General features: G+C 71.7%; 15 protein-coding genes. 1 reads left to right on the forward strand and 14 read right to left on the reverse strand.

Going from position 1 to position 21,047, the window contains the following annotated elements; translation table 11 throughout:
* Nucleotides 1-400: 400 nt before the first annotated feature.
* On the reverse strand, nucleotides 401-3,217 hold the full coding sequence (locus tag OG899_RS05195; protein WP_189343426.1) for an aconitate hydratase: 2,817 nt from the start codon (nucleotides 3,215-3,217) through the stop codon (nucleotides 401-403).
* A gap of 745 nt (nucleotides 3,218-3,962) precedes the next feature.
* Here OG899_RS05195 and OG899_RS05200 point away from each other — a divergent pair.
* The gene (locus tag OG899_RS05200; RefSeq protein WP_125499705.1) at nucleotides 3,963-5,492 is read left to right on the forward strand and encodes a UDP-N-acetylglucosamine 1-carboxyvinyltransferase; all 1,530 of its coding nucleotides are present in this window, start codon (nucleotides 3,963-3,965) and stop codon (nucleotides 5,490-5,492) included.
* An 83-nt stretch (nucleotides 5,493-5,575) separates the two neighbouring features.
* Here the strand turns inward: OG899_RS05200 and OG899_RS05205 are convergent, their stop codons facing one another.
* The 13 genes from OG899_RS05205 to OG899_RS05265 form a co-directional block, all read right to left on the reverse strand.
* Complete coding sequence (locus OG899_RS05205) at nucleotides 5,576-7,234, reverse strand: FAD-binding protein (protein WP_168130859.1); 1,659 nt, start codon at nucleotides 7,232-7,234, stop codon at nucleotides 5,576-5,578.
* A 71-nt stretch (nucleotides 7,235-7,305) separates the two neighbouring features.
* On the reverse strand, nucleotides 7,306-8,838 hold the full coding sequence (locus OG899_RS05210; RefSeq protein WP_168130858.1) for an FAD-dependent monooxygenase: 1,533 nt from the start codon (nucleotides 8,836-8,838) through the stop codon (nucleotides 7,306-7,308).
* A 128-nt stretch (nucleotides 8,839-8,966) separates the two neighbouring features.
* On the reverse strand, nucleotides 8,967-9,848 hold the full coding sequence (locus OG899_RS05215) for an NAD(P)-dependent oxidoreductase (RefSeq protein ID WP_229813964.1): 882 nt from the start codon (nucleotides 9,846-9,848) through the stop codon (nucleotides 8,967-8,969).
* Nucleotides 9,845-11,134, reverse strand: a complete 1,290-nt coding sequence (locus OG899_RS05220) for a Cmx/CmrA family chloramphenicol efflux MFS transporter (protein ID WP_229813962.1) — start codon at nucleotides 11,132-11,134, stop codon at nucleotides 9,845-9,847. The genes OG899_RS05215 and OG899_RS05220 overlap by 4 nt, the downstream gene beginning before the upstream one ends.
* 92 nt (nucleotides 11,135-11,226) lie before the next feature.
* Nucleotides 11,227-11,805: a TetR/AcrR family transcriptional regulator gene (locus OG899_RS05225; protein ID WP_168130857.1), complete on the reverse strand. Its 579-nt coding sequence runs from the start codon at nucleotides 11,803-11,805 to the stop codon at nucleotides 11,227-11,229.
* 114 nt (nucleotides 11,806-11,919) lie between these two features.
* Nucleotides 11,920-13,143 carry an MFS transporter gene (locus OG899_RS05230; RefSeq protein ID WP_189427877.1) on the reverse strand — a complete coding sequence of 408 codons (1,224 nt, stop codon included), beginning with the start codon at nucleotides 13,141-13,143 and terminating at the stop codon, nucleotides 11,920-11,922.
* A 675-nt stretch (nucleotides 13,144-13,818) separates the two neighbouring features.
* A complete protein-coding gene (locus OG899_RS05235; protein ID WP_125499526.1) occupies nucleotides 13,819-15,060 on the reverse strand; it encodes an ATP-grasp domain-containing protein in 1,242 nt (413 codons plus the stop codon).
* Between the two features lie 70 nt (nucleotides 15,061-15,130).
* Nucleotides 15,131-16,195, reverse strand: coding sequence for a hypothetical protein (locus tag OG899_RS05240; RefSeq protein ID WP_125499527.1), 1,065 nt, complete (start codon nucleotides 16,193-16,195; stop codon nucleotides 15,131-15,133).
* A complete protein-coding gene (locus OG899_RS05245; protein ID WP_168130855.1) occupies nucleotides 16,185-17,498 on the reverse strand; it encodes an MFS transporter in 1,314 nt (437 codons plus the stop codon). The genes OG899_RS05240 and OG899_RS05245 overlap by 11 nt, the downstream gene beginning before the upstream one ends.
* The gene (locus OG899_RS05250; protein ID WP_168130854.1) at nucleotides 17,495-18,664 is read right to left on the reverse strand and encodes an acetyl-CoA carboxylase biotin carboxylase subunit family protein; all 1,170 of its coding nucleotides are present in this window, start codon (nucleotides 18,662-18,664) and stop codon (nucleotides 17,495-17,497) included. The genes OG899_RS05245 and OG899_RS05250 overlap by 4 nt, the downstream gene beginning before the upstream one ends.
* A gap of 1 nt (nucleotide 18,665) precedes the next feature.
* Nucleotides 18,666-19,826, reverse strand: a complete 1,161-nt coding sequence (locus tag OG899_RS05255) for an acetyl-CoA carboxylase biotin carboxylase subunit family protein (RefSeq protein WP_168130853.1) — start codon at nucleotides 19,824-19,826, stop codon at nucleotides 18,666-18,668.
* Nucleotides 19,823-20,281, reverse strand: a complete 459-nt coding sequence (locus OG899_RS05260; RefSeq protein ID WP_168130852.1) for a GNAT family N-acetyltransferase — start codon at nucleotides 20,279-20,281, stop codon at nucleotides 19,823-19,825. The genes OG899_RS05255 and OG899_RS05260 overlap by 4 nt, the downstream gene beginning before the upstream one ends.
* Nucleotides 20,278-21,042 carry a class I SAM-dependent methyltransferase gene (locus OG899_RS05265; protein ID WP_125499534.1) on the reverse strand — a complete coding sequence of 255 codons (765 nt, stop codon included), beginning with the start codon at nucleotides 21,040-21,042 and terminating at the stop codon, nucleotides 20,278-20,280. The genes OG899_RS05260 and OG899_RS05265 overlap by 4 nt, the downstream gene beginning before the upstream one ends.
* Nucleotides 21,043-21,047: the final 5 nt, after the last annotated feature.

The following is a 21,047-nucleotide window of genomic DNA, read 5'->3' on the forward strand; positions in this document are numbered from 1 at the left end:
GCCGGTCCGCTCCGGTCACCGCTGTGCGCGAGCACCCCTGCCGAACGGCACCCCGCCGTCTCCCCACGACACCGGCGCACACCGCGGCAGGGAGCGAGGCGGCAGCGATCGTGACGGCGGGTTCCGGTCCGCCGCCATGGGAGCGCTCCCACCTCGCGTGTGCCGACGGTAGCGCGTACGGAGGCGGCTGTAAACGCCTTGCGCGCGAACCGGTGTGCGGATGTCGGGTGCGGACGTCCGCGGGGCGTATCCCCGGGCGGCGGCCGCAGGGCCGTGCGTCTCGCGCCGTGCCCCGCGCGCCTGCGTCGGGTGGGTCCGTGCGGTGCGGGCGATGCGCCCGGATACGCGAAGGGCCGCACCCCCGTCGCCGGGGATGCGGCCCGTGCGCCTGCGGGATCCGTTACTTGCGGATCAGGCTGCGCAGCACGTACTGCAGGATGCCGCCGTTGCGGTAGTAGTCCGCCTCACCGGGGGTGTCGATGCGGACGACCGCGTCGAACTCGACGCCGGTGTCGGTGGTGACCTTCACCGTGCGCGGGGTGCGGCCCTCGTTCAGCTCGGTGACGCCGGTGATGGAGAAGGTCTCCTCACCGGTCAGGCCGAGGGACTCGGCGGAGGCGCCCTCGGGGAACTGCAGCGGCAGCACACCCATGCCGATCAGGTTCGAGCGGTGGATGCGCTCGAAGGACTCGGCGATGACGGCCTTGACGCCGAGCAGCGCGGTGCCCTTCGCGGCCCAGTCGCGGGAGGAACCGGAGCCGTACTCCTTGCCGGCCAGGACGACCAGCGGGACGCCGGCGGCCTGGTAGTTCTGCGCCGCGTCGTAGATGAAGGAGACCGGGCCGCCCTCCTGCGTGAAGTCACGCGTGTAGCCGCCCTCGGTGCCCGGCGCGATCTGGTTGCGCAGGCGGATGTTGGCGAACGTACCGCGGATCATCACCTCGTGGTTGCCGCGGCGGGAGCCGTAGCTGTTGAAGTCGCGGCGCTGGACGCCGTGCTCCGTGAGGTACTTGCCCGCCGGGGTGTCGGCCTTGATGGCACCGGCCGGGGAGATGTGGTCGGTGGTGACCGAGTCGCCCAGCTTGGCGAGCACCCGGGCGCCGGTGATGTCCTTGACCGGCTCCGGCTCCAGGCCCATGCCCTCGAAGTACGGGGGCTTGCGGACGTAGGTGGACTCCGCGTCCCACTCGAAGGTGTCACCGGTCGGGATGGGCAGCGACTGCCACTGGGCGTCGCCGGCGAACACGTCGGAGTAGGACTTGGCGAACATGTCCTCGCCGATGGCGTTGGCGACGACGTCGTTGACCTCGGACTCGCTCGGCCAGATGTCCTTCAGGTAGACCGGGTTGCCGTCCTGGTCGGTGCCGAGGGCGTCCTTGGTGATGTCCACCTTCATGGAGCCCGCGATGGCGTAGGCGACGACCAGCGGCGGGGACGCCAGGTAGTTCATCTTGACGTCCGGGTTGATCCGGCCCTCGAAGTTGCGGTTGCCGGACAGGACCGAGACGACCGCCAGGTCGTTGTCGTTGACGGCCTTGGAGACCTCCTCCGGCAGCGGGCCGGAGTTGCCGATGCAGGTGGTGCAGCCGTAGCCGACCAGGTTGAAGCCCAGCTTGTCCAGGTACGGGGTCAGGCCGGCCTTCTCGTAGTAGTCCATGACGACCTTGGAGCCCGGGGCCAGGGTCGTCTTGACCCACGGCTTGCGGGTCAGGCCCTTCTCCACCGCCTTCTTGGCCACCAGCGCGGCGGCGACCATGACGTACGGGTTGGAGGTGTTGGTGCAGGAGGTGATGGCCGCGACGGTGACCGCACCGTGGTCCAGGGTGTAGGTCGTGCCGTCGGCGGCGGTGACGGTCACCGGGTTGGACGGGCCGGGGCCGGGGACGACGGCGGAGTGCTGCGGCGCGCCGGCGCCGTTCTCCTGGTGACCGTAGGCCGGGGCGTCGCTGGCCGGGAAGGACTCGACGCTGGCCTCGTCGACCGGGGAGGCCTGGGTGCCCTCGGCGGCGTCGGTGCTGCCGTTGTCCACGTAGTTGAGGACGTCGGTGTTGAACTGCGCGGCGGCCTGGGAGAGGACGATGCGGTCCTGCGGGCGCTTCGGGCCGGCGATGGACGGCACGACCGTGGACAGGTCCAGCTCGAGCTTCTCGGAGTAGTCCGGCTCGGCGTTCGGGTCCAGCCAGAGGCCCTGCTCCTTGGCGTAGGCCTCGACGAGCGCGATCTGCTGCTCGGAACGGCCGGTCAGACGCAGGTAGTTGATGGTCTCCTCGTCGATCGGGAAGATCGCGGCGGTGGAGCCGAACTCCGGCGACATGTTGCCGATGGTGGCGCGGTTGGCCAGGGAGGTCTTGGCCACGCCCTCGCCGTAGAACTCGACGAACTTGCCGACCACACCGTGCTTGCGCAGCATCTCGGTGATGGTGAGCACCAGGTCGGTGGCGGTGGTGCCGGTGGGCAGCTCGCCGGTGAGCTTGAAGCCGACGACGCGCGGGATGAGCATGGAGACCGGCTGGCCGAGCATGGCGGCCTCGGCCTCGATGCCGCCGACGCCCCAGCCGAGGACACCGAGACCGTTGACCATGGTGGTGTGCGAGTCGGTGCCGACCAGGGTGTCCGGGTAGGCCTTGCCGTCGCGGACCATGACGACACGGGCCAGGTGCTCGATGTTCACCTGGTGGACGATGCCGGTGCCCGGCGGGACGACCTTGAACTCGTCGAACGCGGTCTGGCCCCAGCGCAGGAACTGGTAGCGCTCGCGGTTGCGGCCGTACTCCAGCTCGACGTTCTGCTTGAAGGAGTCCGGGGTGCCGAACTTGTCGGCGATGACGGAGTGGTCGATGACCAGCTCGGCCGGGGCGAGCGGGTTGATCTTGGCCGGGTCGCCGCCCAGCTCCTTGACGGCCTCACGCATGGTGGCGAGGTCGACGACGCAGGGCACACCGGTGAAGTCCTGCATGATCACGCGGGCCGGCGTGAACTGGATCTCCTGCGACGGCTGGGCCTGCGAGTCCCAGGTGCCGAGGGCGCGGATGTGGTCGGCGGTGATGTTCGCGCCGTCCTCGGTGCGGAGAAGGTTCTCCAGGAGGACCTTCAGGCTGTAAGGAAGCCGGGCCGAGCCCTCGACCTTGTCAAGCCGGAAGATCTCGTACGACTCGTCGCCCACCTGCAGCGTGCTGCGGGCGTCGAAGCTGTTCGCCGACACGACAGTCTCCTTCATTGATGTGCGCGTACCACCACACCGCAACCATAGGCGGCGCCCGAAGAGGGTGCCGCCACGGCGTCTCGGCCGGTCCGCTAAGGTAAACCTTAGTTAGGCGACCCTTACCCGGGGTGGCGACTGCGGTGCTCTCGGCAGATATCTCGATGTCGAGATAACTCTAGTACATGGGGGCCGGATGGTCATGCCCGGAGCGCACCGCACCCGCCGGGCCGCAGTGGCATGCCTCACGCCGCCACCGCGCACAGCGGGACATACCGGTGACGACCGCCGGAAGGCCGGACACCACCTCCGCCCGCCCTCCGGAAGACACCCTCTCCTCACAGGCGGGACGGACCCCTCTCCCGTCGAACAGGACGGGACCCGCGGAGCCGCAGTTCCCCACGCAAGGCGACCGCGACACTCCGGCCGACACCCGGCACCGCGCCCGACGCCGCGGCACCCCCGCCCCCGTACCGCACGCGCCGCCCGCCGGCGACGAAGCCGCACCACCCCGGCATCCGACAGCATTCGCGGAACCCGACGAGACTCGGCGGAACCGGCAGCACTCGACAGCTCCCCGCCGCACTCGACAAGTCCTGCTACTTCGCTCATCACCGCCCCAAAAAGGGACAATTAATGAAAAGGCTCGGTCACCTTACGGAGCCTTCGCGAACAACACCTGGCCACAGGGCGACTGATAGGACATCACTCCAATGGCCCCCCTTAACGGGCGCCATCTCATATCTGAGATAACCTCAACCTCATGGCAGACGACTACCTCGTACGCATCGGCAAGCTCATCCGGGATGCCCGGCAGCACCGTGGCTGGACGCAGGCGCAGCTCGCCGAAGCGCTCGGTACCAGCCAGAGCGCCGTGCACCGCATCGAGCGCGGCAACCAGAACATCAGCCTTGAGATGATCGCCCGCATCGGCGAGGCCCTGGACAGCGAGATCGTGTCCCTGGGCTACGCGGGCCCGATGCATCTGCGGGTGGTCGGCGGACGCCGGCTGTCCGGTTCCATCGACGTCAAGACGAGCAAGAACGCGTGCGTGGCCCTGCTGTGCGCCTCCCTGCTCAACAAGGGCCGCACGGTCCTGCGCCGGGTCGCCCGGATCGAGGAGGTGTACCGGCTGCTGGAGGTGCTGGGCTCGATCGGGGTCCGCACCCGCTGGATCAACGAGGGTGTCGACCTGGAGATCGTGCCGCCGGCCGAGCTGGACCTGGACTCCATCGACGCCGAGGCGGCCGTCCGCACCCGCTCCATCATCATGTTCCTCGGTCCGCTGCTGCACCGCATGGACCGTTTCAAGCTGCCCTACGCCGGCGGATGCGACCTGGGCACCCGCACCATCGAGCCGCACATGATCGCGCTGCGCCGGTTCGGCCTGGAGATCGCGGCCACCGAGGGCCAGTACCACGCCCGGGTGGACCGTTCGGTCCGCCCCGACCGCCCCATCGTGCTGACCGAGCGCGGCGACACGGTGACCGAGAACGCGCTGCTGGCTGCGGCCCGCCACGACGGGGTGACCGTCATCCGCAACGCCTCCTCCAACTACATGGTCCAGGACCTGTGCTTCTTCCTGGAGGCCCTCGGGGTGCGGGTCGAGGGCATCGGCACCACCACGCTCACCGTGCACGGCGTGCCCGACATCGACGTCGACGTCGACTATTCCCCCTCCGAGGACCCGGTGGAGGCGATGAGCCTGCTGGCCGCCGCCGTGGTCACGGAGTCGGAGCTGACCGTGCGCCGGGTGCCGATCGAGTTCCTGGAGATCGAGCTGGCGGTGCTGGAGGAGATGGGCCTCGACCACGACCGCTCGCCGGAGTACGTGGCCGACAACGGCCGCACCCGGCTGGTCGACCTGACGGTCCGGCCGTCCAAGCTCGAGGCCCCCATCGACAAGATCCACCCGATGCCGTTCCCGGGACTGAACATCGACAACGTCCCGTTCTTCGCGGCGATCGCGGCCACCGCCCAGGGCAAGACCCTCATCCACGACTGGGTCTACGACAACCGGGCCATCTACCTCACCGACCTGAACCGCCTCGGCGGACGCCTGCAGCTGCTGGACCCGCACCGGGTCCTGGTCGAGGGCCCGACCCGCTGGCGCGCCGCCGAGATGATGTGCCCGCCGGCGCTGCGGCCCGCGGTGGTCGTCCTGCTGGCGATGATGGCGGCCGAGGGCACGTCCGTGCTGCGCAACGTGTACGTCATCAACCGCGGTTACGAGGACCTCGCGGAGCGCCTGAACTCGATCGGGGCACAGATCGAGATCTTCCGGGACATCTGAGGCACCGCACGGCGCCGGGTGCGCGGCATGCGAGGCCGCGCACCCGGCCAGGGCGTCCTGTCGCCCTCGGGCGCGGCGGCGTTCTATGCCGGGTCCACCGACAGGGAGTGGTGGAAGAAACCGGTCGGGTCCCAGTCCCGTTTGATGCGGCGCAGGCGGTCGTGATTGCCCTGGTAGTACAGGGTCTGCCAGGGCACACCGGAGCGGTTGCGCGCGGGGTCCTTCAGGTCGGTGTCGGGGTAGTTGATGTAGCAGCCCTCGTACTGCTCGCCCGGTACCGGGACGCCGTGGGTGTCGGCGAGGAAGTCCTCGTAGACGGCGCGGGCCCAGCCGAGCCCGGCGGCGTCACCGGAGGGGTCGGGCCAGAAGGTCTGGAAGAGCATCTTGAACACCGACGCCCGCTGGGAGGCGGCGGTGTCCTCGGGGCGTACGGCGTTGACCCGGCCCCCGAAAGAGAACAGCACCACCATCGTGTCCGGGTTGGCGTACTCCTCGGACGTCAGGTGGCGGTAGAGGACGGCGGTGTGCCGGTCGGTGAAAGTGCGGCGCATGTACGCGGACTTGTGGGCGCCGCGCAGCGCGGGATGGGTGATGGTGGGGTTGCTGGTGCCGACCAGGCGGGTGGCGTCGAGCCAGGGCATCCGGCGCGGGGCGGCCAGCTGCGGCATCGCGGGCAGGTCGCCGGACGCCCGGGTCATCGCGGTGGTGCGCAGTCCGGTTCCCGCGGTGAGTGCGGTGAGGTAGTCGTCGAGCATGCGGTCCGCGCCGGGGGCTTCGGCGTCGGCCTGGACGAACAGGTCGAGGGTGCCGTGGGCGCGGTGGCAGACGTTGAAGACGGTGCCGATGGCCGTCTCGGGCGCGTCCGGGGCGCTGTGCTGTTCGTGCCAGGCGCCGAAGTTCTTCAGCAGCCGGGAGAACCGGCGCTCGTCGAGATCCTGCCAGGGGAAGGAGAGCGCGCTGACCAGCACGGTGGACGGCGGCCGCATCAGCTGGCGGGAGGGTGTGTCGCCGGTGGCGTCCGGGGACCGGAACCAGTAGCGGGTGACCAGGCCGAAGGTGCCGCCGCCTCCGCCGGTGTGCGCCCACCACAGGTCACGGTGGGGGTCGTCGGGCTCGCGGGTCGCGACGACGGTGCGCACGGTACGGTCCCGGTCGACGACGACGACCTCGACGGCGTAGAGGTGGTCGACGACCAGGCCGTGGGCGCGGGACAGCAGCCCGTACCCGCCTCCGGCGACATGTCCGCCCGCGCCGACGCTGTAACACATGCCGCCGGGTATGGTGACGCCCCATCCCTTGTAGAGGGCCTCGTAGAGGGTGAGCAGGCGCACACCGGGCTGCACGGCGAAGGCGCGGCGGCTCGCGTCGTATCTCACCTCGGTCATCTCCGACAGGTCGAGGATGACGTCGACGTCCGGGTTGCAGACCAGGTCGGCGAAGGTGTGGCCGCCGCTGCGCACGGAGACGCGCCGGCCGGAGGGGACCGCCTCCCGTACCGCCTGTTCGGCGTCCTCGGTGGAGCGGATCATCCGCACGTAGTCGGGTGCGGCGACGAACCGTTTGTTGTTGCCGGTGGTGAGCATCTCGTACCGCGGATCACCGGGCCGTATGGTGTCGCCGGCCGGGTGTGGTGCGGGTGCGGCGGCGCTCGCACGCGTCGCCGGGACGGCAGTCGTGAGGGCGGCGCCGACTGTGGCTGCCCCCGCGCCGGTGAACAGGCGTCGACGGTCGATCGTGCTCATCTCGGATACGTCCTTTCTTCTCTGCTCGGCGGCAGTTGGTCACCGAGCGGGGTAGGACAGGGACGGGTGTCTCAGCCGGAGACGGATGCCGAGCTAGGCAGCGGTGCCGTGCGGGCCGGGCCGAGCCAGCGGGTGAGCGCGGTGGTCAGCGCTCGCGGGTTCGCGTCGGCGTCGGTGGCCGCCCAGGCGGTGTAGCCGTCGGGGCGGCAGAGCAGGGCCTGCCACTCCAGGAAGTCCGGGCTGTCGACCGGCACCACCAGCAGGCGGTCGGTCCACGGCTCGGCGGCGGCCGCGAGGGCCGGGTCCGCGTTCGGGGTGAGCAGCAGCAACGGCAGTGCGGGGGTGAGGAGTTCGGCGGTGGTGCGCGGTCCGTCCGGGGTGTCGAAGCGGTGGTTGGGCAGGAAGCTGCCCTGCAGCGGGGAGGTGGCGTCCGGGTCGGGGTGGGCGATGGACTGGCCGCTGATCTCGTCGGCGACCCGGCGGCCGCCCTCGGGTGTGCGCAGCAGGTCGGCCACGAGGGCGCGCAGCGGATCGTTCTCCGGGCCGGGGCGCATCAGAGCGGCCTGCGCCCGGGTGTTGGCGATCACGGAGGCGGCCACCGCGCGCCGTTCCCGTGTGTAGCTGTCCAGCAGCTCGGGCGGGGCGTCGCCGCGGGCCACCAGGGCGAGTTTCCAGCCCAGGTTGAAGGCGTCCTGCAGGCCGGTGTTGAGGCCCTGGCCGCCGAGCGGGGCGTGCACATGGGCCGCGTCCCCGGCGAGCAGGACACGTCCGGTGCGGTAGGTGTCGGCGAGGCGGGTGAAGTCGCTGAAGCGGGACAGATAGGTGGGTTCGTCCATGGGGACGGGCCGGCCGAGGATGTGCTCGGCGGCGGCCCGCAGGTCGTCCAGGCGGACGGGGGCGTGCCGGGGCGGCAGCGGCCGGCGGAAGTCGTGGGTGAGGACCCGGCTGTGCCCGTGCGGGTTGACGTTGATCAGGGTCCAGCCGTCCCGGCCGTGGGTCCAGCCCGGGGGCACGTGGAGCGGGTCGAGCAGCCGGACACGGCCGATCAGGGCGCTGAAGGTGGGCGGGGTGGTGGTGCTGGTGATGCCGGCCTGTTCGCGGACGGTGCTGCGGGCGCCGTCGCAGCCGACCACCCAGTCGGCCTCCAGGGTGTGTTCTCCGTCCCCGGTGGCGATGCCGACGCGGACGCCACGGGGGCCGGGGTGCACGGTCTCGACGCGCTGACCCCGGCGGATGTCCGCGCCCAGGCTGCGGGCGCGGGCCTCGAAGAGTGCCTCCAGCTCCTCCTGGGAGCGGTGGAAGACCGGGACGCCCTCGGCGGTGGGCGCCGATATCTCCAGCACCGGCAGCCCGCCGAAGTGGAAGCCGGTGGTGTGACGGGAGGTCAGGCTGCCGGGGAAGGGGGTGCGCAGGTATCCGCGGCGCAGCAGCGACTGCACGGTGCGGGCGTGCAGGGTGCCGGCCCGGGGGATGTCCCGCGGCTGCGGCTGCTCCTCCACCACCACCGTGTCGATGCGCTGCTGGGCCAGTTCGGCGGCCAGCAGCATGCCGACGGGTCCGCCGCCGACGACGACAACGGTGGTCTGCTCATAGGGGGTGCTCATGGGCACGGGCTCCTGGCGGCGACGCGAGGGACGAGGGTCGTAGCGGGGTGTGCGGCGCGGCACGGTGCGGGGCGGTGGGCGGCGGATCCTTTCCGCAGCCCACCGCCCCGGGTCGCCGTGCGCAGGGGCTACTTGTCGAAGCTCGCGAAGTAGCCGGCCGCCATGTCCTTGTCACCGTGGCCGAGTTCGGAGGCGCGCCGGAAGCGGGCGTGGCCGGCCTCGACCAGGTCCATGCGGATGCCGGCGCGCCGTGCGGCGTCGAGGACCAGGCCGGCGTCCTTGGCCGCGTTGTCCACGGAGAAGCTGGTGGTGTAGTCGCCGGAGAGGACGGCGGCGGACTTGCCCTGGAAGTAGCCGCTGTCCATCGGGCCGCCGCTGACGACGTCGACGAAGTGCCGGGGGTCGACGCCGAGGCCCTGGGCGAGGGCGAGGGCCTCGCCGACGCCGTGGGTGAGGGCGATGACCCAGGTGTTCAGGACCAGCTTCAGGCGGCTGGCGGCGCCGCTCTCGCCGTCGTCGGCCACCCACAGGGTCCGCTTGCCGATGGCGTCGAAGAGCGGGGCGAGCGTGTCGCGCACCTCGGGTGCGGCGGCCGCCATGACGACGAGCTGGCCCTGTTCCGCGGGCTGGCGGGTGCCCTGCACGGGGGCGTCGACGAAGACCAGGGAGTGGTCGCGGGCGAACGCGACCAGCGAGTCGACGGCGTCGCCGACGGTGCTCAGCTGCACCCACACGGTGCCCGCGGCGAGCGAGGGCGCGGCCGCGGTGACGGCTTCCAGGGCGGCGGGGCCGTCCTTGACGACGGTGAGGACGATCGACGCGTTCTCGACGGCCTCGGCGGCGGTGTCCGCGACGTGCACCCCGTGCTCGGCGAGCGGTTCGGCCTTGGCGCGGGTGCGGTTCCAGGCCCGGACCGGGAAGCCTGCCTGGGCGAGGTTGCGGGCGACGGGGAAGCCGATGATGCCGGTGCCGAGGACGGCGACGGTGGGCTTCGACGTGGTGCTGGTCATGGGTGTGTTCCTCCGGTTCGGTGTGGACGGGTCCGGACGCCACCGGGATGGCCGGACGGCCGGACGTGTGGTGACGGGTCAGGAGACGGCGGACGGTGCGGGTGCGCTCTCGCGGGCGGGTGTGTCCTGGCCGGCGCGGGCACGGCGGCGCAGGACGCCCGAGGTGACGGCCGCCAGCAGGCCCGCCACGGCGAGCAGGGCGGCGGCGCGGGGCGGGGCGGGGCGGTGAAGCCGTACCCGGCGTCGATGACGCTGCCGCCGACCCAGGGACCGAGGGTGTTGCCTATGTTGAAGGCCGAGGTGTTGGTGGTGGTGGCCAGCGTCGGCGCGTCACCGGCCTCGCGCATCACCTGGGCCTGCAGGGCCGGGTTGATGGAGAAGGCGGCGATGCCGAAGGCGGCCACGGCGACGACGCAGGCGGTCTTGTCGCCGGCGGCGAACGGGAACAGGGCGAGCACCGCGCCCATCGTGACGATGCCGACGTACAGGTTGGGCAGCAGATGCCGGTCGGCGAAGCGGCCGCCGATGACGCTGCCGAGGAAGCAGCCCGCGCCGAACAGCGCCAGCAGCAGCGGCACCGCGCCCTCGGAGAACCCGGTGACATCGGTGAACAGCGGCGACAGATAACTGAAGCAGCAGAAGACGGCGGCCTGGGTGAGCATGGAGGTGCTCAGCGCCACCCAGACACGCGGGTTGCGGAACGCGGTGAACTCCGCGCCCAGTCCGGTGTACGGCGGGGTCGGCCGGCGCGGGACGAGGACGGCGACGCCGAGCAGCGCCACCACGGCGAGGCCGTCGACCACCCAGAAGCTCAGGCGCCAGCCGGCGTGCTGGCTGAGGAAGGTGCCGGCCGGGACACCGGCCACGTTGGCCACGGTCAGTCCGGCGAACATGATGGCCAGGGCCCGGCCGCGGCGTTCGGGCCCGGCGAGGTCGACGGCGACGACGGAGCCGATGCCGAAGAACGCGCCCTGGGCGAGCGCGGCGAGCACCCGGCCGGCCATGAGCACGCCGTAGCCGGGGGCGAGGGCGCAGACGGTCTGCCCGGCGATGAACAGCGCCATGAGGGCGAGCAGCGCGGTCTTGCGGTTGATCCGCAGGGTCGCCACGGTCAGGGCCGGCCCGCCGACCACCACGCCGAGGGCGTACCCGGAGATGAGCCAGCCCACGGCAGGGATCGACACCGACAGGTCGGCGGCCAGGTCCGGTAAGAGTCCGGAGATCATGAACTCGGTCGTTCCGATGCAGAACACGGTCAGGCCGAGGATGGAGACCGCGACAGGCATCGCACTCCTTGGGACGGTCGTCGCTTCGGGCGTTGTGGAACAGTCGTTAAAGAATGAGGGCAGCCGGAGACGACTCCGGCACGGCAGACCTCTCAGAGAGCGGCCAGCGTCGTGTCGACGATACCGGTGAGGGTGTGCCGGTCCGCGGTCTTTCCCAGCACCCTCAGGCCGTACATCGCGTTGAGCACGAACTGTGCGAGCGCCCGCGGATCCTTGTCCGCGTCGATCTCACCGTCCCGCTGGGCGCGGGCGAGCGCGCCGTACAGCGCCTCCTCCACGCGGCCGAAGATGCGGCGCACCAGGCGGGTGACGTCCGCGTCGAGTCCGGCCAGCTCCACGGCGGCGTTGACCGCGAGGCAGCCCCGGCGGCCGTCCTGGGCGGCGGTCTCCTCGTCGACGACGGTCATCATCACCGCGCGGATCCGCTCCCGGACCGCCTCCGGCCCCTCCAGGATGGCTTCCTGACGGGTCGTCCACTGCTCCTCGTACCGGCGGAGCACCTCCTCGAAGAGGCGGTGCTTGCTGACGAAGGTGTTGTAGAGGCTGCCACGCCCCAGTCCGGTGCTGTCCACCAGATCCTGGGCGGAGGTCGCCGCGTACCCCTTGCGCCAGAAAGCGTCCATGGCGGCGTCGAGGGCGTGCTCGGGGTCGAACTGCTTGGGACGGGCCATGGTGGGAGGATGTCACCTTCTGGAACGGTCGGTCAAATACTCGAGCGGAATGCTCCGGCTGCCCTCGGCTGTCCGTCCCGGGGCGGCGTCAGCCGCTTCCGGGCGGTGCGCCGCTTACGGGGCGACGCGGTGTCCCGGCGTGAAACCGTGCGACCTGGCGCCCGCCACGACGGCGAGGGCGGCCAGGGCCAGGACGAGCAGCGCCCACGGGAAGGCGGCCGCTCCGGCGGTCTCCAGCAGCAGGCCGCCGACCAGGCCTCCGCCGGCGACGGCGAGGTTGAAGATCGTCACCAGCATCGACTGGGCGACGTCGGCCCCCTCCCCCGCGGCGTCGGCGATCGCGGTCTGCAGCAGGGTGGGCGCCCCGCCGAAGGTCAGGCCCCAGGCGACGATGCCGGGGAAGACCACCCAGGGCGACTCGTGCCCGATGCCCAGCACCACTGCGGCGGCCGCGAACGCGGCGAGGCTGATCAGCGTCACGGTGCGCAGCATGCGGTCGACCAGGACGCCGGTGGCCCAGATGCCCACGATGGCCGCGGCGCCGAACACCAGCAGGGCCACGTCGACACGGTCCTTCAGCCCGGCCTTCTCCAGGAAGGGGGCGATGTACGTGTAGAGGATGTTGTGGGCGAGGATCCAGAAGAAGACCACGGCGAGGACCGGACGAACGCCGGGCGTGGTGAAGATCCGCCGGATGGGCAGACGTTCGGCGGCACTCTGGCCTGGCACATCGGGCACCAGGGCGCGCACCCAGAGCATGAGCAGCAGCGCCACGGCGGACATGATCCAGAACACGCCCCGCCAGTCGAACAGCGAGCCGAGCCAGGTGCCCAGCGGGACGCCGAAGGTCAGCGCGATGGGCTGGCCGACCCCGACGATCGCGAGGGCACGGCCCTGCAGGGCGGCCGGGACCAGGCGGCGGGCGTAGCCGGCGAGCACGCCCCAGATGACACCCGAGGCCATGCCGGCGACGAAGCGGGCGAACAGGGTCAGCCCGTACAGGGCGGACAGTGCGGTGACGGTGTTGAACACCAGCAGGCCGCCCACGGCCCACAGCAGCAGGGGCCGCCGGTTCATGCTGCGGGTGGCGGCGATGATGGGGATGGCCGCGACGGTCGAGCCGATGGCGTACAGCGTGACGAGCTGGCCGGCCCACGCCTCGGTGACGTCGAGGCCGTCGCCGATCTGCGGCAGCAGACCGGCGGGCATCGTCTCGGTCATGATGGCGAGGAACCCGGCCGTGGTGAACGCCAGCAGGCGTCCCACGGGAAGACGGTTGCCGGTCTCCGCCCGCGCCGGGCTCGGGGCGGGCGTCTCGGTGGTTCCAGGGCTGCTCACGGGATGTCTCCAGTCAGGGAGCTGTTCAGCGTGATGCGGAAGGGTCAGGCGGGTCCCGGTACTCCGGGGGCGCTGGGCGTGCGTGCCTCGGGATGCCGGTGTCCGTGGACGGCGGTGCGGACGGCGACGCGGTCATCTCACCCACGGCGGCTGAGGGTCGGCGTCGGCCACCGGGATGGAGGTTGCTGTCGAGGCCCGTTGGGCGGCAGGCCGGGCGCCGGGCGTCCGGTCGCGGCGGCCGAGCCCGGGCGTCACAGGCCGACAACGCGACGCCCCTTCCCGGGCGGGGGCAGTCACGGCGTCGAGGGCGTGCCCGGGGGCGAACTGCGCGCAGCGAGCCATGGCTGCGAGGATGACATTTTCTGGAACGGTCGGTCAAATACTCGGGGTTGCGGCACCGGAGCACCACGAGCGGAACCACCGTTCCTGCCGGGCACGGTTGCGTCGAGCAGCACCGCCCCGCCGCGCGCTGCGCGCGGCGGGGCGGTGTGGTGGTCGCGGTCGGGGCCGGGTGCTCCCGCATGAGCCGAGGAGAGCCCGTGAAAGCGGCCGCCGGTGGGGCTTCTACCTGCCGGACGCGGGTGCCGCGCAGGATCGACAACGCGGCCGTCCGGCAAGCGCGTGCCGAGCCTGCGCGGCGCGTCGGGCGGCGCAAGCCGGCGGCGTCGGGCCGCGTCAGCTGCCGGTGTCGGACCGGGCGGCCTGCTGGAACCAGGCGGCGACGTCCGCCGCGACCGACTCCACGTCCGCGGCGCTCGTTCCCCGGACCACAGCGCGGCCGGCGCGGGTGGTGGTGGTCTGCAGCCGGGTCATCACCGAGCCCACCTTCAGCTTCAGTTCCGCGTCGACCACGCCCTTCCTGGCCCGGATCTCGTCGAGCGTCGGCATGGAGAGCACACGTCCCGGCGGGGTGTTCAGGGTGACCCACCCGAACAGGTCGTCGTCGGACGCCTCCGCGCGGGCCGGCGCGGGCGCGCCCAGCACCGAGGCCGCCCAGTGCCGGTGCAGGTCGATGCCACGGGTCAGCAGAACCGTCCGATCGATGCGCCCACCCGCGATACGGCCGGCGCATTCCCCGAAGACGAGCGATCCATCGGCCTGTTCGAAGGCCTCCAGGTGGAACACCCCGTCGGTGAACCCGAGTGTGTCGGCCGTCGTCTGCACCAGGTGCCGGGCTCGCGTGTAGCGGGCCTCGTCCTGTGCGGGCTGCAGGGCGACCGACCCGTTGAGCGCACCGTCCAGGGCGGTGATCTGGTTCTGGAAGTACCGGGACACGCAGACGTCCACGACCTTCCCGTCCCGGACCGCGCCGTCGAGGTGCAGTTCGTCACCGGACACGAACTCCTCGCAGACCCAGGGGCCCGCACCGTGCTCCTTCTGCCAGACGGCGACGTCGTCGTCGGTGCGCAGGGCCCTGGTGTCCTGGGCGCCCGCCCCGGACGGCGGCTTGACCACCACCGGCAGGCCGCCGACCTCGGCCACGGCGTCGGTCAGCTCCTCCGGCTGGACGAAGACCGCGGACCGGGCGAGGGGCACACCCGCGCGACGCAGCGCCGTCTTCTGGGCATGCTTGTCGCGCAGCAGCACCGCGACCGGCACCGGCAGGCAGCGCGCCCCGCAGGACGTGCCGATCACCGCGGCCGTCACCAGGCCGTGTTCCAGGGCGCTGGTGATCACATCGAACTCGTCGAGGCCGATCCCGTGCCGGGCGAGTCCCAGCAGCACCTGCTCGGCGTCCATGGGGTCCTCGACCACCAGGACGCGGTCGACCAGGCCGTGCTTGCGCAGCGCCGCGGCGTGCCGGGGGGTCGCGACACAGGTCACCCGTGCCCCCAGGTCGCGCAGGGCCGTCAGGGAGTCCTCCGGTTTGGCACCGAGCAGCAGGACCCGGTTGCCGTCGTCACCGATGTCACTCACCGTCTTCTCCTTCGAGATCATCGTCGCGGGATCGTCTTCGTGATGGCATGGGGGAGGCGCCGGGGCCTGGTCATCCGGCTGCCGCCCCGTCGTGGGGGAAGGGGTCGATCCGGGCCGCGAAGTCCCCGTGCTCGGCGACCGCGAGGCCCTGGCTGTACGGGACGCCCAGGCGCTCCAATTGGGCCGCGACCGCCGGTGACGGCCCGGCGGCCCGCAGCAGATCGACCTCGGGGACCACCACGACCCGCGGGTCGCCCATGTCCTCGGCGGCGGCCGGCCGGAGGGCGTCGAGACGCTCCTGCACATGCGGCCAGTAGCCGGCCATCTTGGCGCCGCCCAGAACCCGGCAGTCGCCCAGCAGGGGAAGCATCGCCAGGTTGCTGTAGTTGTCGAAGACGGTCGCCCGGTGTGCCGGGCACTCCACGAGGATGCCGTCGGGGCCGGTGCGCCGCCCCTGTGCCTGCTCGGTGAGCAGGCGGCACCAGGCCCGAAGGTGCCGGTCCCCTGCGTCGGCCGTGGACGCGGGCTGCGCCGCGTGCTCCTGCACGAAGGACACGAGCAGATCGAGCGGAAGGTAGGTCACCGTCGGCGACGAGACCATGCCGGCCGCCCGTTCGATCACCGCGCCGACCAGCATGTAGGAGACGCCCAGGTCCGCTCCCCACCGGGCGACGCGGGCCGCGTCGCGATCGGCCGGGGCCGCGTGTTCGGGCTCGTGTTCCATCGGCGGCTGACTGCCGACGGTCACATGTTTGCGCTTCTTGTTCCGGGAGAACTGGCGGTGACAGCGCACCGTCCCGTCCTCGCCCAGATACCACCAGGCGTAGGGGCGCCAGCCGAGGTCGGAGAAGTTGATGTGGGTGAGGACGACGCGGACGTGGTGGGCGGGGTTCGTCTCCCGCCGCTGGACGACGCCCGCGTACCAGCCCACCCGTGTGCGCGGGTCGAAGACGTTGGGGCTCGCGTGCGGCAGCGACACCAGGACCGAGTCGCTCTCGGCCCACCGGGTCAGCGCGGCGTCGTCGAGACCCAGCAGGGCCAGAGCTTCCTCCGCGGCCTCGGCCGGTGTGCCGGGCCGTAGCAACTCCCGGCGCCTGCGCCGCACGTACGCGAGGAACGCTGTTTCAGTGCGCACCGACCAGTTCCTCCATCTCCCTCGTCCGTCCCACGCTCCACCACCTGACTCCGGCGGCCCCGAGCAGGACGGCGAGCGCGATCCAGGCACCGGTGAGGCCGAGAGCCTCCACGAGCCAGCCGGCCACCAGGGCGGCCACGCACTTGGCCGTCCCCGCCACGGCATTGCGCACCACCGTGAAGCGGCCCACCTGGTCCTCGGGGGGAGCCTGGTTGGTCAGTACCTGCATCACCATCACATGGGTGGTCAGCACGGCGCTGAGCACGAGGTACAGCAGGACGACGGCCGCCGGCCAGCGGAAGAGCGCGATCGTGGCGGCCAGCACCGCGGCGGCCGGGAAGGCGGCCTGCAGGACGAGGTGCGACGACAGCCGCTTGCTGGTCAGCGCCGTCCCGGCGAGGAACCCGCCGCCCATGCCGGCCACGCTGAGCACCGCGTAGAAGTCACCGGACCCGGGGGCCACCGACTGTGCCAGGGGAACGGCGACGGTGGAGATGAACGGCAGGGCGCCACTGCTGGGGAACGAGTACAGCAGGATGGTGCGCAGCACCCGGGAGCCGCGCGAGGCGTCCCGCTGGGGCGCCGCGGGCTTCGCCTGCCGTCCGCTGTTCCCGGCCGCCGAGGGTGTGGCGGCCGGGGTGTCCTCCTTCTCCGGCCGTGCGGAGGTGCGAGGTGTCTCGGACGGCGCGGCGGTGTCCTGTGCCTCGCGCCGCGCCGAGGGGGTGGCGAGACGGACGGCGATGAGTCCCGCCAGGTACAGCAGGGCCGCGGTGGCGAAACACCAGCCCACCGCGCCGATCCCGAGCAGGACGCCGGCGGCCCCGCCGCCGACCGCTCCGCCCACCTGCGCCAGCGATGTCGAACGCTGCCGCAGCCGGATGGCTTCCGAGGCCGTGTATCCGTGGCGGATGAAGCGGCCCGCGTGCGCCTTGTTCATCGTCTTGACGAAGCTGAGGCTGCACTGCACGACGGCGAAGGCGGCCAGCGCGAACGCCGGCGGCGAGCCGGCCGTCCACACCACGGTGAGCAGCAACGACCCGGCGAACAGCACCCAGTTCGTGAGGGACAGCCGGTGCGCCGGGTCCCCGTTGTCGGCCCGCTTGCGGATGAGCAGTCCGAGGACGACGCCCGGCAGATAGGCCGCGGCGTTCATCGCGCCGGTGACCATCGCGTTGTGACTGAGCCGGTAGGAGGCCCACATGATGGTGACCGCCTGGGCGGTCTCGGCGACGCTGCTGGTGCCGAAGTAGGTGAGCAGCCACCGTCCGCTGCGGGCCGACCGGGTGAGAGTGTCCTGTGTCATCCGGCCGTGCCGCTCCTCGCGGTCACCGCATCGGCGGCGCCCGGTGCCGTGACGGCGGCACGCAGCCGGGCGGTGTCCTCGGCGGACAGTCCCTCGTAGTACAGGCGGTATTCGAAGTCGCAGGAGTTGGTCGGGCCGGCGCCCCGGGCCGTGTTGCCCTCGCCGATCATCACCACGCCGGGCAGCCGGCCGGCGTCGGCGGCGGGCAGCGGCAGGCTGCCGTCCGGGTTGGGGCGGGCCCAGAGCATGCCGCTGCGCTCGGCCGGCGGTCGCTGCGGCGCGAAGCGGAGGACCTCCAGGCCGAGCTGTGCGGCGACGAAGGCGCCCCAGATGTCCGCGCCGGTCGTCACCCGCAGCAGCTCGCCCCAGCCGGCGCCGGCCGGACGCAGGCCGACCTCCCCGAAGGTCAGGCGTGTGCCGTCGTAGAGGAACTCCACGTGGAAGACGCCGTGACCGGCGTCGAGTTCCTCGATCACCCGGTGGGCCAGCTCGGTCAGCCGTGGGCGCAGCGGGTCGTCGCCCGGCAGGAAGGACGTGCCCCAGGTACCGGCGGTCTGCAGCGCGGGCCGGTCGTACTCGGAGATCACCATCCAGGAGACCGTGCCGTCGTGGAAGACGCCGTCGCAGTGGAACTCGCGCCGCACGTCCACGGCCTCCTCGACCAGCCACAGCCCCTCGTGCTCCGTGAGCCAGGTGCGGGCCTGCCCGGCCGGCATCCGTCGCACGTCGCGCGACGCCGACGAGGCGATCGGTTTCACCACCACCTCGTGGGTGCCCTCAGGGACGTCGGGGCCGCCGGCCAGGAACCGGCCGGACAGCCAGGCCCGGGGCGAGGGCACGGCGGAGGAGAGCCGGTTGCGCATCCGCCACTTGTTCGTCGCCAGCAGGCTCTGCTCGTAGCCGAGTCCGGGCAGGCCGTACTGGCTGCGCAGGTATCCGGCCGCGAGCATGGTGCTCTCGCTGGTCGCCACGACCGCGGCGAAGGGACGGCGCGCCATCAGCTCGTCGGCGGCACGCAGCAGCTCCGGGCCCGGCTGCCGGCCGGACTGTTCCGCCCGGGCGGGAAGACGGACGAACTCGTGGGTGTCCGAGAACAGGCCCATGGCCCGGCGGGCCCACTCCTTGTCGCGCCCGAGCACGAGGACGCGGGTGCTGGATTCTGACACGTCAGGCACTCCGGTTGAACGCGGCTATCGCGCGCAGTGTGTCCATCAGTTCCTTGTGCGTAGCCGCCTTGGCGATGGCGTGTCCGCAGCGGCCGTAGATGCCCACCCGGTCGTTCTCGGGGGCCGGATAGTCCAGTTCGACCAGATCGAAACGCTCGCGGAAGGAGTCCTCGGTGAGCGCGGGGTCGGGGCTGCGGACGAGGTAGATCCAGCCGTACAGCTCGGTGGGGTCGGCCGGTGTCTCCGGCACGTCGGGTTTGCGGCCGAGCGCCACGTCGATCGTGGCGCCGTACAGGTCGACGCCGTGGGTCATGCGCAGGATCTCGGGGGTGAGCGCTCCGGCCGGCCGTGCTCCCACCTCGCCGAGGACCAGTTCTCCGTCGGGCCGTACGAACGCCTCGAGGTGGAAGACGGTGTCGGGTGCGTCCAGCGCGCGCAGCACGTCGGAGGCGAACCGGGTGGCCCGGTCGGCGAGTTGCTTCTCGGCGGGGCCGAGCGGCGCGTCGGCCACGGCCTTGCCCCGGGTCCAGCCCATCAGCGGGTCGAGATAGCTGGAGACCGCCGCCCACAGGGGGCGGCCTTCCCACCACACACCGTCCACATGGATCTCGCGGCCTTCCACGAAGGACTCGGCCACGGTCTGGACCTCGGAGACGAAGGGGTGACGGCGCAGATAGTCGTCGAGTTCGGCCTGACTCCCGACGGGTTCGGTGGCCTGGGAACCGAAGCCGTCGGCCGGTTTGACCACGAAGGTGTCCCCCAGCCGACGGGCCAGGGCCTCGTAGTCGGGGTCGGTCGGCTTGACGTAGACGCAGTCGGCGACGGGTATGCGCCCGGACACGGCACGCTTCTGTACGCGCTTGTCCCGGAACCGCACGGCCCGTGCCGGATCGGTGTCACCGGGCAGGCCGAACACCGAACGCAGCACGCTGGCCGCGAACATCGGGTGTTCGTGGCCGGTGACGACTGCTCTGACGCCGGTGCCCGGGTGCTCCGTCACCGCGCGGAGGACCTCCTCGGCGTCGGAGAGGTCGGTGACCCGCGTCCAGGACTGGTCATCCAGCCCGGGCTTGACCTTGTCGACCACGAAGTGCAGATCCAGGCCGCGGCGCCGGGCCGCCTCGACGAAACCTGCTCGATACCCCAGACAGACAACAGTCACTGACGTGCACCGATCTCTTTGACGTACAGGTGGTGGGCCGGCGGGAACGGCTGTGTCTGCCGGTATCCCAGGGACGTGAAGAACTCGATGTTGGCGCTGAGAGTATCGCGCAGCGCGACGACCATGCGGCAGGTCCCCCGAATCCGGGTAGCCGCCAACTCCTCAACCGCAGCGACCAGTTGACTTCCCACGCCGTGCCGGCGCCAGGGGACGCGGACGGACAGCGCGTCCAGGGTGTGGCCTTCCGGATCCGGCTCGTGGTGCACCACACCGACCAGCTCCTCCTCCCGATGTGCCAGCAGCCAGGACGACGCGCAGGCGCGGACGGTCGCGGCGGACCACCGCAGAGCGGTTGGGCTGAACCCCGTCGCGAAAGGCCGGTAGACCTCCTGGACCAGGTCCGCCACGGCCGCCGCGTCCTGCTCGCGCGCCTGCCGGATCCGGACGGTGCTCACCGCGGCCGCACGGCGTAGAACGCCTCGCTGACGTAGGGGAGACGGATCCGCCCGTCGTCCTCGTACCGGGCGCACAGCTCGCGCACCCGGTCGAAGAAGACCGATCCGACGGCGCCGACGGCCCGCTGGGCCTGGGTGGAGGAGGAACTCATGGTGACGAACTCCTCCACGGTCAGCGTCTGGTGCCAGCGGCAGTCCCGTCGCTCCACCTGGGCGAAGGCGGCGCTCAGCTCACCGGCGATGTCGAAACTGCGGTAGGTGCGGCTGTAGCCCGGGGAGAGCTCCTCCAGCAGGTCCTCGTAGGCGGAGGCGAAACCGCCGGCCGCGTGGTCGCGGTTGTTCTGGACGACCAGGCACACCCCGGCCGGGTTCAGACACCTGGCCGCCTCGCGGACGTAGGCCTCCCGGTTCATCCACTGGTAGGACTGGGCGGCGACCACGAGGTCGACCGAGCCGGCGGGCCAGGTGCCGAGATGATCCTCGGCGGTGCCCTGGTGCCAGATGACCTGGGGGAACTTCTCGCGACCGATGCGGATCATGTCGGTCGAGATGTCCACCGCGTGCACCTCGGTGCCGGCGGGCAGCTGGGGCAGCAGCCCCTCCAGGGCGATGCCGGTGCCGGCGCCGGCGTCGACCACCGTGAGGCGGCGGTCGGCCGGCAGGGACGCGACGGCGTGCTGGAACAGTTCAGCCGGGTACCGGGGCCTGGCGCGGTCGTAGTCGCCGGCCAGGCCGTCGAACTTGGCTTGTGGAGTGGACAAGTGGT

The organism is Streptomyces thermoviolaceus (assembly GCF_045209695.1).
Taxonomy (GTDB): Bacteria; Actinomycetota; Actinomycetes; order Streptomycetales; family Streptomycetaceae; genus Streptomyces; species Streptomyces thermoviolaceus.